The 12,891-nt window shown below is 69.6% G+C and carries 14 protein-coding genes and 1 pseudogene; 8 read left to right on the top strand and 7 right to left on the bottom strand.

Features of this window, described 5'->3' with window-relative positions:
- The first annotated feature begins 52 nt into the window (after nucleotides 1-52).
- Nucleotides 53-1,681 carry a sensor histidine kinase gene (locus tag ACQP2T_RS28850; protein ID WP_433519179.1) on the top strand — a complete coding sequence of 543 codons (1,629 nt, stop codon included), beginning with the start codon at nucleotides 53-55 and terminating at the stop codon, nucleotides 1,679-1,681.
- 30 nt (nucleotides 1,682-1,711) lie between these two features.
- On the opposite strand, the gene ACQP2T_RS28855 is transcribed toward ACQP2T_RS28850, so the two are convergent.
- From ACQP2T_RS28855 to ACQP2T_RS28865, 3 genes are all read right to left on the bottom strand, one after another.
- Entirely contained in the window at nucleotides 1,712-2,131 is a 420-nt protein-coding gene (locus tag ACQP2T_RS28855; protein ID WP_433519180.1) for a pyridoxamine 5'-phosphate oxidase family protein, read from the bottom strand.
- 472 nt (nucleotides 2,132-2,603) lie between these two features.
- Nucleotides 2,604-2,921, bottom strand: coding sequence for an SDR family NAD(P)-dependent oxidoreductase (locus ACQP2T_RS28860; RefSeq protein WP_433519181.1), 318 nt, complete (start codon nucleotides 2,919-2,921; stop codon nucleotides 2,604-2,606).
- Between the two features lie 33 nt (nucleotides 2,922-2,954).
- On the bottom strand, nucleotides 2,955-3,893 hold the full coding sequence (locus ACQP2T_RS28865) for an NADP-dependent oxidoreductase (RefSeq protein WP_433519182.1): 939 nt from the start codon (nucleotides 3,891-3,893) through the stop codon (nucleotides 2,955-2,957).
- Between the two features lie 99 nt (nucleotides 3,894-3,992).
- On the opposite strand from ACQP2T_RS28865, the gene ACQP2T_RS28870 reads away from it, so the two are divergent.
- From ACQP2T_RS28870 to ACQP2T_RS28880, 3 genes are all read left to right on the top strand, one after another.
- Nucleotides 3,993-4,703 carry a TetR/AcrR family transcriptional regulator gene (locus tag ACQP2T_RS28870; RefSeq protein WP_433519183.1) on the top strand — a complete coding sequence of 237 codons (711 nt, stop codon included), beginning with the start codon at nucleotides 3,993-3,995 and terminating at the stop codon, nucleotides 4,701-4,703.
- A gap of 305 nt (nucleotides 4,704-5,008) precedes the next feature.
- Nucleotides 5,009-5,404: a hypothetical protein gene (locus ACQP2T_RS28875; protein ID WP_433519184.1), complete on the top strand. Its 396-nt coding sequence runs from the start codon at nucleotides 5,009-5,011 to the stop codon at nucleotides 5,402-5,404.
- Between the two features lie 100 nt (nucleotides 5,405-5,504).
- Entirely contained in the window at nucleotides 5,505-5,873 is a 369-nt protein-coding gene (locus tag ACQP2T_RS28880) for a hypothetical protein (protein WP_433519185.1), read from the top strand.
- 106 nt (nucleotides 5,874-5,979) lie between these two features.
- On the opposite strand, the gene ACQP2T_RS28885 is transcribed toward ACQP2T_RS28880, so the two are convergent.
- Nucleotides 5,980-6,600 (bottom strand): alpha/beta fold hydrolase, encoded by a 621-nt coding sequence (locus ACQP2T_RS28885; RefSeq protein ID WP_433519186.1) that lies wholly within the window; start codon nucleotides 6,598-6,600, stop codon nucleotides 5,980-5,982.
- Here ACQP2T_RS28885 and ACQP2T_RS28890 point away from each other — a divergent pair.
- Both ACQP2T_RS28890 and ACQP2T_RS28895 read left to right on the top strand, forming a co-directional pair.
- Nucleotides 6,599-7,171 (top strand): sensor histidine kinase, encoded by a 573-nt coding sequence (locus ACQP2T_RS28890; protein ID WP_433519187.1) that lies wholly within the window; start codon nucleotides 6,599-6,601, stop codon nucleotides 7,169-7,171. The two genes, ACQP2T_RS28885 and ACQP2T_RS28890, sit on opposite strands and share 2 nt — an antisense overlap.
- A pseudogene (locus tag ACQP2T_RS28895) lies at nucleotides 7,168-7,814 on the top strand (response regulator). Before ACQP2T_RS28890 ends, ACQP2T_RS28895 begins: the two are co-directional and overlap by 4 nt.
- A gap of 146 nt (nucleotides 7,815-7,960) precedes the next feature.
- Here ACQP2T_RS28895 and ACQP2T_RS28900 read toward each other — a convergent pair.
- Nucleotides 7,961-8,791: a glutamate ABC transporter substrate-binding protein gene (locus ACQP2T_RS28900; protein ID WP_433519188.1), complete on the bottom strand. Its 831-nt coding sequence runs from the start codon at nucleotides 8,789-8,791 to the stop codon at nucleotides 7,961-7,963.
- A gap of 116 nt (nucleotides 8,792-8,907) precedes the next feature.
- Nucleotides 8,908-9,522 (bottom strand): helix-turn-helix domain-containing protein, encoded by a 615-nt coding sequence (locus ACQP2T_RS28905; RefSeq protein WP_433519189.1) that lies wholly within the window; start codon nucleotides 9,520-9,522, stop codon nucleotides 8,908-8,910.
- 89 nt (nucleotides 9,523-9,611) lie between these two features.
- On the opposite strand from ACQP2T_RS28905, the gene ACQP2T_RS28910 reads away from it, so the two are divergent.
- Together ACQP2T_RS28910 and ACQP2T_RS28915 are read left to right on the top strand one after the other, a co-directional pair.
- Nucleotides 9,612-9,872, top strand: coding sequence for a hypothetical protein (locus ACQP2T_RS28910; protein WP_433519190.1), 261 nt, complete (start codon nucleotides 9,612-9,614; stop codon nucleotides 9,870-9,872).
- Between the two features lie 71 nt (nucleotides 9,873-9,943).
- Nucleotides 9,944-11,530, top strand: a complete 1,587-nt coding sequence (locus tag ACQP2T_RS28915) for an MFS transporter (protein WP_433519191.1) — start codon at nucleotides 9,944-9,946, stop codon at nucleotides 11,528-11,530.
- A 1-nt stretch (nucleotide 11,531) separates the two neighbouring features.
- On the opposite strand, the gene ACQP2T_RS28920 is transcribed toward ACQP2T_RS28915, so the two are convergent.
- Nucleotides 11,532-12,752: a hypothetical protein gene (locus tag ACQP2T_RS28920; protein ID WP_433519192.1), complete on the bottom strand. Its 1,221-nt coding sequence runs from the start codon at nucleotides 12,750-12,752 to the stop codon at nucleotides 11,532-11,534.
- Between the last annotated feature and the right edge of the window lie 139 nt (nucleotides 12,753-12,891).

Here is a 12,891-nt window from a genome sequence, read left to right on the forward strand (position 1 = left end):
AGGCTGTCAGGGGGAGCTTTACCGATCGATCGTGCGGGCAGAAACTGCGAGTATGAGCGATGGATCGGTGATGCCGTCCATGCGGCTGGACGAGCTGCTGGCCGAGCTGCAGGTGCGGCTGAACGCCGTGCTCGCCACGCGCGACCGCGTGCACGCGCTGCTGGACGCGGTGGTGTCGGTGGGCAGCGATCTCGATCTGGAAACGGTGCTGCGGCGGATCGTGGAGACCGCGACCAACCTGGTGGACGCCAGTTACGGCGCACTGGGCGTGATCGGCCATGGGAGCACGCTGATCGAGTTCATTCCCGTGGGATTGACCGAGGAGGAGATCGCCAAGATCGAACACTGGCCGCACGGGCTCGGCCTGCTCGGGTTGTTGATCAAGGACGCCCGGCCGCTGCGGCTGGCGCGGATCGCCGATCACCCGGAGTCCTACGGTTTCCCGCCCGGCCATCCGCCCATGGGCACCTTCCTGGGCGTGCCGATCCGGATGCGTGAGGAGGTGTTCGGCAACCTCTACCTGACGGAGAAGCGCGGTGGCGGCGAGTTCGACGAGGAGGACGAGGCCGTCGTCATCGCCCTGGCCACCGCGGCGGGCGTGGCGGTGGAGAACGCGCGCATGTACGAGCAGACCCGGCGGCGGGAGAAGTGGCTGCGGGCCTCCTCGGAGATCACCACCAGCCTGCTGTCCGGCACCGATCCGCGCGACGTCCTCGTCACACTGACCAGCAAGGCCAAGGAGATGACGGATGCCGACCTGGTCGAGCTGATGGTGCCCGCCGACGGCGGCACCCGGCTGGTGGTGGAGATCGCCGAGGGCGACCGAGCGGACGAGCTGCTGGGCGCCTCGTGCGCGGTGGCCACGACGATGGCGGGGGAGGTCTACACCCGTGGCCAGTCGCTCACCGAGGGCGACATGCGGCTGCTGGTGCCCTTGGGCGCCCCGCCTTCAGTACGCGGGGTGGTCGCCATGAGCAAGCGCTCGGGGCGGCTGCCGTTCAGCGAGGCCGACGGCCACATGCTGGAGGCCTTCGCGGGCCAAGCGGCCATCGCGGTGGAGCTGGCCGAGGCGCGCCGCGACGCGGAGCGGCTCAGCCTGCTGGAAGACCGCGACAGGATCGCCAGGGACCTGCACGACGTGGTGATCCAGCGGCTGTTCGCGGTGGCCATGACGCTGATGGGCGCCGTCAGGCTGATCGAGCGTCCCGAGGCCACGAGCCGGGTCCAGCACGCGGTCGACGAGCTGGACGAGACGATCCGGCAGATCCGAGCCAGCATCTTCGCCCTGCAAGGTTCGGGGACGAGCGGGCTGCGCGGTCAGGTCACCGAACTCGTCGACGGGGCCGCCGCGCACCTGGGCTTCCGTCCCGGACTGCGCCTGGAGGGGCAGCTCGACACGCTGGTCGGCCAATCCGTGGCCGAGCAGGTGACGGCCGTGCTGCGCGAGGCCCTGTCCAACCTGGTACGGCACGCCAAGGCGGCCAAGGCCGACATCCTGCTGGAGGCGGCGGCCGGCCGGCTGACCCTGGTCGTCACCGACAACGGGGTGGGCATCGAGCCCGTTGGCCGGCGCAGCGGGCTGGTCAACCTGGAGGAACGTGCCACCCGGCTGGGCGGCACGTTCACCGTCGATTCACCCGAGGGCGGCGGAACCCGGCTCAGGTGGTCGGTCCCGCTGTGATGTGGTGGCTCAGCTGGTCGGTCCGGCGGCTCAGGCGGTTGGTGCCGCGGTGATGCGGCGGCCGGAAACCTGTTCGGCCGCCACCATGATGTAGTGGTCACGGCTGCCCGGCGCCCACGGCACCAGGGGGAGCCGGGCGAGGCGGGCCATCTCCTCGGGCTCGTGTACGGCTCGCGCGTGCCCGACCGCGGTCACGGACCAGCCGGTACGCGAGTCGGGATCGAACTCGTCGGCCTCGAAGGCGACCACACTCCGCTGGGTGGCCGCGGCCAGCTTGGAGCCGACGGAGGTGCGGATCACGATGTGCTCGCCGTACAGGCAGAAGTTGACCGGCTGGACGGCGGGCAGGGCCCGGTCGGTGAAGACGATCCGGCCGATCCACGCCGTGTCCAGCAGGTCGAGGCACTCCTGGCGAGAGAGCACCTGCAGGCCGGACGCGTCTAGTTGCATGCTTCCCAGCATCGGCGGATCGGGAAGGGGACGTTAGGGTCTTTCGTCCTTGCTTCCCGGCCATGCGGCCAGGACCGCCGTCCTGGCCGCATCCCCGCCCTGACAGGAGCACCCACGAGCAACCCCGGATGTCAGCCCGTGAACTCCAGCTCGGCCCGATCCCGGCTGGCGTACAGATCCCATTGACGTGCTCCACGCCCTGAAGAGGCGAGGATTCCCGTGCTGCTTACGCAGCAGCCCATGCCACGTAAGCAGCACGAGCTGTGGAACGGAATGCTTGACGCTTCACTGACCCGCCCACCGGCAAGTCTCCACGTCCTGTCACCGCCCGTCCGGCGGCCTCGTCGTACCGATGAATACAGGAAGCGATCTCACGGCCAGCTTGGTTATCGCTTGCCCGTTCGACCACGGAAACCTTACCGTACGTGATTGAGACGTCGCAAGCAGTTCCGGTCACTGCGCGATCGCGCCCTCAGAGGGAGCTCAACAGCGGGCCGGCCGTGGTGATGCCCGGGACCGGGGTGTGCGGGGCGGGGGAGTACTCCAGTACGTCGATACCGCCGAAGTGCGCCGCCGCCTGTTCCAGGGCGGCGGCCAGGGCGGGGCGGTCCATGATGTCGGCGGGGAAGGCCGCCGCCGTGACGCCCGAGGTGGCGAGCTCGGCGACAAGCCCGTCCAGTTTGTCCTTGTTACGGGCGATCAGGGCGACGTCGAAGCCGTGTCCGCCGAAGAGCTTGGCGATGGACAGGCCCATGCCGGGGCCGGCGCCGACGATGGCGAGGGTAGGCATGATCAAACTCCTGTGGGACGGAGGGAAGCGGACTCAGGCGATGGAGACCGCGAGCTTGCCCCGCGCGCCGCTGCCGAAGTCGGCGAACGCCTGGGCGACCTGGTCCAGCGGGTAGGTGGCGGTGATGGGCACCCGCAGGGCGCCCGTGGCGGCATCGGCGGCCAGCTTGTCCAGGGTGAGCTGGTTCGGGTCGGCCATCACCGAGGTGACGCTGATCTCCTGACCCTGGACGGCGTCGGGGCCGAAGCCGAGGGTGGAGGCGAGCCGGCCGCCCGGCCTCAGCAGCGCCGCCAGCTGCGCGCCGTCGCCGGCCAGGTGCAGCACCGCGTCCACGCCGTCCGGGGCCAGAGCGCGCACCTGCGCCTCCACCTCCGCGGTGAAGTCCACCAGGTGGATCTCGGCGTCGGTCAGCCCCCGTACGAAATCGCTCTCCGCGCCCGGCCGCGCGGTGGCGAGCACCCGGGCGCCGCGAGCCACCGTGACCTGCACGGCGAGCGCGCCCACGCCGCCGGTGGCGCCGGAGATCAGGACGGTCTCGCCCTTCTGCGGGTCCACGGCGTCGACGCTGTCCAGGGCGGCCGTTCCGGCCAGTCCCAGCGCTCCGGCCGCGGCGGTCGAGAGCCCCTGGGGAATGTGCGCCACACCGTAGGCGGCGGATACGACGAGGTACTCGGCGAGCGAGCCGGTGCCCAGGAACGGCTTCATCGCCACGCCGAAGACGTGGTCCCCGACGGCGAACCCCTCGACGCCTTCACCCACGGCCTCGACCGTGCCCGCGAAGTCCTTGCCCGGGATCAGCGGATAGCGGTGCTCCATCATCTGCCGCAGGTAGCCGGCCGCGGTCGCCGCGTCGAAGCCGTTGATCGACGAAGCGGCGACCTTCACCAGCAGTTCACCGGCTTCGGGCCGGGGCGCGGCCACCTCGGTGACGGCGGGGCTCGCGGGGACGGAACTCAGAGCGACAGCGCGCATGAATGACTCTCCTCAACTAATCGGAATGGCCTATCCGGTCTCTCTGTGCAGCGTAACACCAGAATCGGATAGGTCATTCCGATTAGATATGATGGCTTCATGAGCCCTGCCGCCCGCCGCGTCCCCGCTTCCCCAGACCCCTCGGCAGACCCCTCGACCCAGGGCCTGCGCATCGATGCCCGGCACAACCGTGATCGCATCCTGGCCGCGGCCCGGCGGGTCTACGCGCGCGACGGCATCGAGGCGTCGATGGCCTCCGTGGCGCGCGAGGCGGGTGTTGGAATCGCGACGCTCTTCCGGCATTTCTCCGCTCGCGAGGACCTGGTCGCGGCCGTCTTCGCCGACACCATGCAGACGTACGCCGACGCCGTCGCCACCGCGCTGGCCGACCCCGATCCGTGGCACGGATTCACCCACTACATCGAGACCGTCTGCGGCATGCAGGCCGCGGACCGCGGTTTCGCCGACGTACTGACCATGACCTTCCCCAGCGCCAAAATCCTGGAGGCCAAGCGGGACGAGGCCTACCGGGGCTTCAGCGAGCTGGTCGTACGGGCCAAGGCGGCCGGCCGGCTGCGCCCCGACTTCACCACCGAGGACCTGGTCATCCTGCTGATGGCCAACGCCGGTGTCATAGCGGCCACGGCCGGCGCGGCCCCGGAGGCGTGGCGCCGGCTGGTCGGCTGCATGATCCAGTCGTACGCCGTCCCGGACCCCGCGAACCCCGAGCCCCTGCCGCCCGCGCCCACCCCGACGGCCCTGTACCGGGCGATGATCCGCTTGAGCCGCGCCCCCGCAGAGCGCCGATGACCTCTCAGCTTTCGTCGAGTTGAGAAGCGCACGAGGAGTGCAGACCGGCAGTGAGTCGACCTCAGCCACCTGGCCTGATCCGTAGGCGAACGCCGCACTTCGGAACCCTGGTCCGTGTAGTTCTCCGGCCGACAACCGCACGGGACGGACCTCAACGCGACTTGCGCAGATGATGCGAAGGCCACGAAGGGGAAGCAGGTGCGGTGGGTGGCTTTCGCGCTGGAGGTACACCTCGATCGGGCCGGAAGCCGGTTGCGGCGCACGCCCAGGGAGATCGCTGCAGGCATCCGGCCTATGCTTTGGGCGTGACAACCGAACGCACGTCCGATGACGTGTCTCCACTCCCTGCGGGAGCCGGCAGCCGTCAGAGCGTCGGCGGTTGGATACGGAAGATCGGCTGGGGCATATTCGCGCTGTTCCTGGCCGCATTCGCGGTTTTCGAAAGCGTCAAGTACGGCTTGCCGACCACGGCCGCCATGCTGATGTTCCTCGCACTGCCCGACCTGGCTCGGCTTGCGCGGGTCAGCCCGCCGGGACTGCTCTACCAGGCGGTGCACCGCGTATGGATCCCGCTAGCGGTGCTGGTCGGCTACTCCTTCGGCCCGATCGTGTGGCCGCCCCTTTTCACCGCGGGCCTCGGCTGGCTGACTCGCATCGCCGTGGAACGGGCGCTCGGGCGCGGACTTTCCCCGAGTCTATGATCAACTGAAACACTCCGGGGTGAGGACTCATCGGGCACAGTCGACGTGACCGACGATCAGGTTGTGTCGTTCGTCGAGCTCGCGCTGATGGAAGACTGACATGGGCGTCATGGAGGAATACCCTGCCCCCTGGGATAGTGTCCTGGGGTACGTGCGGCAGCCCGAGCGCGAAGCGGCCGAAGGTGACACTCCCTGGACCGTCGAAGACGTCACGTTCCTGTGGGAGGCCGCAGACAGGTTGACGCGGAACGAGCACAGCAACTACGCGGAGCTCTACCGCATCCCACTGGCCGCCGTTCAGCGCCTGGACTACCCTGACCGCCGCCAGGTGCTGCGCTGGGTGCCGGAGCGGCTCAGAGATGACGATTCGCAAGCGTGGAATGCGCTGCACGAGCAGATTGAGCAGGTGCTGACTGAGCCGCCCGAGCATGGCCTCGGTCGCTGCTCACGGACGACGCCACCGAGATGATCCGCGAGATCCTCGGTCGGGTAGCGGCGCATCGGGAACAGACATTGGAAATTCCCGACGCCGATGGCCGTGTGTGGACGGGCACCATCTTCCTGGACACGCACACTCAGGTGCTGGTACGCGGCATGGTGTCAATCAGCGCCATGCCGCCGATCATCAGTTGCCACGACTCCCACCAGGCCGACGGCGGAGTGTCCACGCTGCGCGACTCCTGCGCGGGGTAGGGCTGCGCGCTGGAGGCCGGGACGGTTCCGGCGGCGACGTCCTTGATCCACGATCCCACGGCCTCGGCGTACCCGGGGCTGAGGGTGTTCTCGCCGGAGTGCAGCGCGTGGGGAGCGTCCGGGAAGAACTTCACGGTCAGGCCGTTATGTACGTTCGCGCGGAAGCGCTCGGCGCTCTCGGCCGGCATCACCTGGTTGTCCTCGCTGCCCCACATGGCCAGCACCGGCTGGGTGAGCTCGCTGAGTGTGGCCGCCGGGTCGTAGTAGGCCTCGGGGAAGAGTCCGGCGTCGGCCGCGAGCCGGTGCAAGGAGATGTAGGACCTGCGCAGCGATCCGCGCACGCCGGCGCGGTCGAGCTTGTTCGTGGCGTTCCAGGCCTGGGTGCGCAGCGGCGTGAGGCCGGGGCCGCCGACGGTGCGCGCCGTGGTGCAGCACAGGCAGTACGCGGCCTTGGCCGAGGAACGGGCCGCCGAGCGGGAACAGGCCAGGATCGCCCGTGACATGCACGACATCCTGGCCCACGGCATCAGCGTCATGATCGTCCAGGCCGAGGCCGGGCCGTACGCCGTGCGGAGCGCTCCGGAACGGGCCGAGCAGGCGTTCAGGGCGATATCCGACGCGGGCAGGGAGGCGCAGGGCCAGCTCCGCCGCATGCTCAACCTGCTCAGAGACGCCGACTCCGCGCGGGCCCCGCAACCCACCCTTGGCGGCCTCCGGGGGATGGTCGCGCGGGTCTCCGAGACGGGCCCCGCCGTACGGCTGGCCGTCGCGGGCACTCCGTCCGCGCTGCCCGCGGACGCCGAGGTGGCGGCCTACCGAATCGTCCAGGAGGCGCTCACGAACATGGTCAAACACGCCGGGGCCACGACCGGCGAGGTCAGGCTCGACTGGAAGGACGACGAACTGATGATCACGATCTCCGACGACGGCCGCGGGGCCGCTCCAGGCAGGGGCGGTCACGGCCTGGTCGGCATGCGTGAGCGGGCCGCGGCCTGCGGCGGCACCGTCACCTACGACGCGGGCTCAACGGGGTTCGAGGTCGTGGTCAGGCTACCGGCCGGGGAGTCGATATGACGATCAGCGTGGTGGTGGCGGACGACCAGGAGCTGGTCAGGAGCGGATTCGCGCTGATCGTGGACTCCCAGCCGGACATGCGGGTCGTGGCCGAGGCCGGCGACGGGCAGGAGGCGGTCGAGGCGGTCCGCCGCCTCGCGCCCGACGTGGTCCTGCTGGACATCCGCATGGCATCGAGGCCGCCAGGGTCGTGTGCGCGGAGACGAGCGCGAAGGTCGTCATGTTGACCACATTCGACCAGGACGACTATGTCTACGACGCGCTCCAGGCAGGGGCGAGCGGCTTCCTGCTCAAGGACGTACGCGCAGACGACCTGGTCCACGGGATACGAGTAGCCGCCGGCGGGGAGGCTCTGCTGGCTCCCGCGGTCACCCGTCGGCTGATCGACGACATCGTCCGCAAGAAGGCTCGTCCCGGCCCGCCCGCCGCCGACCTGACCATACTGACCGGACGCGAGCGCGAGACCCTGACCCTGCTCGGCCGCGGCCTGTCGAACCCCGAGATCGCGGCGGAGCTCGTGGTCAGCGAACACACGGTGAAGACGCACGTCAGCAACGTGCTGTCCAAGCTCGGCCTGCGTGACCGGATCCAGGCGGTCATCGCCGCCTACGAGACAGGCCTGATCCAGCCCGGAGCCCGATAGTGGCGCCTTGATCACGCGATATTTCCCGGGGCGACCGGACCGCCACGATGCGCCCACGTTTCCTCGTGCTGCGGGTATCTGGCAGCGCGCACTGGCACACCGAAACACTCACCGAGCACCAGGACCGTAAGAGCTGAAGGTCAAGCTCAGGCGCAGCCTTCGAACTGTGGCACTGAGGTGGATATCGAAAGGCCCGTCGCGCCGAAGTGTTTGCGGAGGAGCTTGGGCGCCGTTCCGGACTGGTACATCGCGGTGATGGCCCGGTTGACCGCCTCGCATCCGGCGATGTCGCCGTGGCGGAGGGCGACGCCGTACCGCTCCTCCGTGAACGGGGCGTGAACGATGGTGTACGCGCCCTTGTCCCGGGCGGCGAACCCGGCCAGGATCAGGTCTCCGGTGGAGACCGCGTCCACCGCGCCGGACCTGAGGAGGTCCACACACTCGCTGTAGGTGCGGGCCGGGACCAGGACGGCGGCCACGCCGCGGCCTTCGATGATCCGCGACGTGGAGATGGAGCCCTGGGCCTCGCACAGTTTGCGCCCCGCGAGATCTCGTACGTTGCCGATGTTCGTCGTTCCGTTGCGGACCAGGATGTCCTGCTGCGATACGTAGTACGGCCCCGCGAACGTCACCTGCATCTTGCGCGGTGGGCTGATGGAGTAGGTGGCCACCACCATGTCGGCCTCGCCGGAGTTCAGCTTGGCCTCCCGGCCTTCCGACGTCGTGGCGATGAAGGAGACCTTCTTGCCCAGGTGGCCGGCCACATAGGTGGCCACGTCCACGTCGAAGCCCTCGAAGGTGCCCTGCCTGGTCCGCAGACCCAGGCCGGGCTGGTCCGGCTTCACCGCGACGATCAGCTCGTCCTTGTCCAGGATGGACGGGGTATGGCGGAGGGCGCTCATTCCGCACCCGGCCGCTGCCAGGGTGGTGGCCGCCGCCACGGCGACTCGCGCGAGGCCGCCGGGTAACTTGCTCATCGCTCCTCCGGGGTGCGGGCCTGCCGACGCGAGCCCCACGGTAGGGAAGGACGATGAAGCAAGAGTGAACCAGCGGTGGCGGCACCCGGTCGAGATGATGACGGTGGACGCGGTTTCTAGGACTTGAGGTCCCCGAGCTCGGCCGGGCCAGGTCTCGGTGCCGCGCGGATGTGCGTGCGTTCGCCCTGTCTCCCGATGAGGCTCAGGAACTCGACGGGACCGGCGCTGGTGGCCCCGAACCAGTGCGGGGTGCGCGTGTCGAACTCCGCCGCCTCCCCGGGCTTGAGGATGAGGTCGTGTTCGCCGAGTACGAGGCGGAGCGTTCCGTTGAGGACGTAGGCCCAGTCATAGCCCTCGTGGCTGCGCAGGTCGGGTTCGGCGTCGTCGCTTCCGGCGGGGAGGACGAACTTGTAGGCCTGGATCCCGCCGGGCCTCCGGGTCAGCGGCAGGATGACGGCGCCGTCGCCACGGGAGATAGGCCGCAGATTGACACGGGGGTCGCCGGTCGGCGGCGCGTCTACGAGCTCGTCGAGGGTGACCCCGTGGGCGCGAGCCAGCGGGAGCAGCTGCTCGAGCGTGGGACGTCGCAGGCCCGCCTCCAGCCGGGACAAGGTGCTGATGGAGATCCCGGTCTCCGCCGCGAGGTCGGCGAGTGTGACGTCCCGATGCAGCCGAAGGCGCTTCAACCTCGGTCCGACGGCGTCGAGAGTGCGGTCAATGGCTTCGTCCATCCTGCCATTTTGCCATTCGGCAACAGAGTTTGCGCATCCGCCTTGGCGTTCAGCACCATGAGGCACGCACCCGCAGAGAGGGACGACCTATGACGCACGAATTCGACAAGGACTTCTGGGAGCGGCACTGGCAAGAGAGGCCAGCCGGGGTTCCCGGATCCATGGGCGGCAGCCCGCCGAACCCGTACCTGGCTCGTGAGACCAGCGGACTGACGCCGGGCACGGCACTGGACGCGGGGTGCGGCAGCGGTGCCGAGGCGATCTGGCTCGCCTCCCACGGCTGGCACGTCACCTCGCCCGCGCTGTCGAGCGTCCACGACGTCGTCGTGCGCGCCACCCGACGCCGGTAGTCACACCATTCGACAGCGCCGGGGCCCACCGCTCCGGCGCCGATTCCCCTTGCCTTCGAGAAAGGAATCCCGTGAGTACGAACCCGTCCTCAGACGCGACAGCCCCCGGCCCGACCATCCAAGACCCACGACAACGACGTACGATCCTGGCCGGGGTCTGCGTCGCGCTCATGGCCGTCATCGCTTCGGTGTCCGGGTTGAACGTCGCCCAGCCGGAGCTCAGCGTCGCGTTCGACACCTCGCAATCCGAGGTCCTGTGGTTCATCAACATCTACACCCTCACTCTGGCCGCGCTGCTCCTGCCGCTCGGCGCGCTGGGCGACCGGTGGGGCCGCCGGCCGGTGCTCCTCGCCGGCCTGCTCCTCTTCGGTGTGGCGAGCGCGGCGGCCGGTCTTGCCACGTCGTCGGAGCTCATGCTCGCCGCGCGTTTCCTGAGCGGCGCAGGGGCGGCGATGATCATGCCGGCCACCCTTGCGGTCATCACCTCGACCTTCCCGGACGAGGAACGCGCCAAGGCGATCGGCGTGTGGACCGGCGTCGCCGGCGGCGGCGGCATCTTGGGGATGTACCTGTCGGCCATCCTGGTCGACCTGGCGAGCTGGCGGTGGCTCTTCGTCCTGCCGGTCGTGCTCGTCGTCGTCGCCATCGTCATGGCGCTGCGATCCGTCCCGAACTCGCGTGAGGCGTCCGGGCACGGGTTCGACGCCGTCGGTTCGCTGTCGTCCGTGGTCGCGGTGGTCGGGCTCGTCTTCTTTCTCCAGGAGGGCCCCGAACGAGGCTGGACCGCGCCCGCGACGCTGCTGAGCCTCCTGGTCGGCGTCATCGCCGCCGCCGGATTCGTGGCATGGGAGCTACGCCGGCCGGCGCCACTCCTCGACGTCCGCCTGTTCCGCGAGCGAGGTCTCGCGAGCGGCTCCGTGTCGCTCCTGACCGTCTTCGGCGTGCAGGCAGGGATCTTCGTGGTCCTCTTCCCGTACTTCCAGGCGGTGCTCGGCTGGTCCGGCCTGCGCTCCACCCTGGCGCTCATGCCGATGGCGCTGCTGATGATGTTCGCCTCCGGCCTCGCACCGAAGGTGGCCGCGCGTGTCGGCAGCCGCTCGACGATGGCCTCGGGGATCTTTCTGGGCGGCGCGGGGCTGGTCCTCATGGCCACCTTCGTCTCCGTCGACGGCGGCTACCTGTCGATCCTCCCCGGCATGCTCGCCATGGGACTCGGCATGGGTCTGACGATGACGCCGGCCACCGAGGCCATCACCGCCGCCCTGCCGCGCGCGCGTCAAGGTGTCGCGTCCGCGCTCAACGACGTCACCCGGGAGTTCGGCACCGCGCTCGGTGTCGCGCTGCTCGGAGCGGTCCTGACCGCCGGCTACCGCGGCGCCATCGATGCCCGCCTCGATGGAGTGCCAGGCGCCGACACCGCCCGTGAGGGCGTGGTCAACGCCCTCACGGCCGCCGACGGGGCGGGTCCCCAGGCGCGGGCGCTGATTCGAGCCGCCCAGGAGTCCTTCGTCGACGGCTGGCAGCAGGCCATGTGGGCGGGCGCGGCGGTCATGGCGGTCCTGTTCGTCTACGTTCTCGCGCGAGGTCCGCGGCAACGGCCCCAGGGCTCCGGCAGTGACAGCCGGGAACCCGACGATGTAGCCGCGGACCTGCGCTGACTCACGGTTTGGCGAGCGGTGTCACCGCGATCTTGTCGACGATGGGGGCGTACTTCGATCGGAGCAGGATATCGGGGAAGGTGTCGGAGATGGAGGAGTCGCCGTCGAAGTTCGGCAGTTCCCGCGAGGCGAAGGCGATGGTGTTGGCTCCCTTCTTGAGCTGGACCGGGACGGTGAGCTCCCAGAAGTTGTCGGCGTGGAATGAGTGCGGGAACCAGGCGCGCCGGGGCGGGGCGCCGTTGACGGAGATCTCGGCGTGGCGGGCCAGCGGGTCGGGGTTGTAGTGCGAGGCGGGTGACTGCTCGGGGTTGGCGTAGCGGACGGTCACGGCGTAGGCGCCGTTCCTGGGGGCGGTGACGTCGAAGGTGAGGGTGCTGGCGTTGCCTGGGGCGCCGCCGACGTCGGTGACGGCCTTGCCGCCGTCGGCCAGCGGGTACGCGGCGACCTTGGCGGTGCCGGCGACCCGGGCGGCTTCGGCTTCGTACCAGGTGGGCTTGAGCGTGCCGTCGGTGTTCCGCACGCGGAGGCGGTCCAGGCGGAGTCTGCCGGACTGGCCGGTGAGGGTGATCTTGTTGATGCCGCCGGACAGGAAAGCCTTCACCGTGGTGCCGGCGCTGACCCCGGTGAGGCGCCGGCCGTTGACGTCGAGCCAGGCCCGGCCACCGCCGAGGGTGTCGAGGGTGAGGGTGAATTCGCCGTCGTCGGGGGAGTAGGCCCAGAAGGTGGCAGTTTGATCCTTGCCGATGGTGACGTGGCCGGGGCCGGAGACCTTCTTGCGGCTGTAGTCGGTGCTCGCGCCCTTGAGGGTGGCGTACTCGGCTTCGTAGATCGTCTCGGCCGCCGCAGGGTTGGCGAGGGACAGATCGATCTTGTCGACGAGCGCGTCACTCTTGGTGGCGCGCGTGCCGTCCAGGCTCTTGGCGGCCAAGGTGAGAACGTGCTCGCCCTTGGTCAGCGCGACCTTGGCGTCGGCGTGGTCCCAGACCAGCCACCGGTAACCGAGGGGCAGGTGCACCTCCTGCTCGGCCTTGCCGTCCACGCGGAGGAAGACGTTGGTGGGGCCTTGCTCCTTGACGGCGTCGGCGGTGTTCATGGAGTTGGCGAAGACGGACAGGTCATAGGTGCCGTCCTGGGGCGCCGAGACCTTGACGTCCAGCGTCACGTCGGAGCCGGTACGCAGGCCGCCGACGTCGTGGCCGCCGGAGGTTGGCGAGAGCGGCATGGGACACGCGCAGGCGTGGCCGCCGGGACCAGGGTTCAGCGGAATCTGGCGTGGAACCCGGGGGTTTACGCCCGGGAGGAAACGGCAGCGCGGGAGGGCCTCCAGGCCCGAGCGGTGCCGTGACGGCCTGATCATGTGA

Source organism: Nonomuraea sp. CA-143628, assembly GCF_050942315.1.
Classification (GTDB): Bacteria; Actinomycetota; Actinomycetes; order Streptosporangiales; family Streptosporangiaceae; genus Nonomuraea.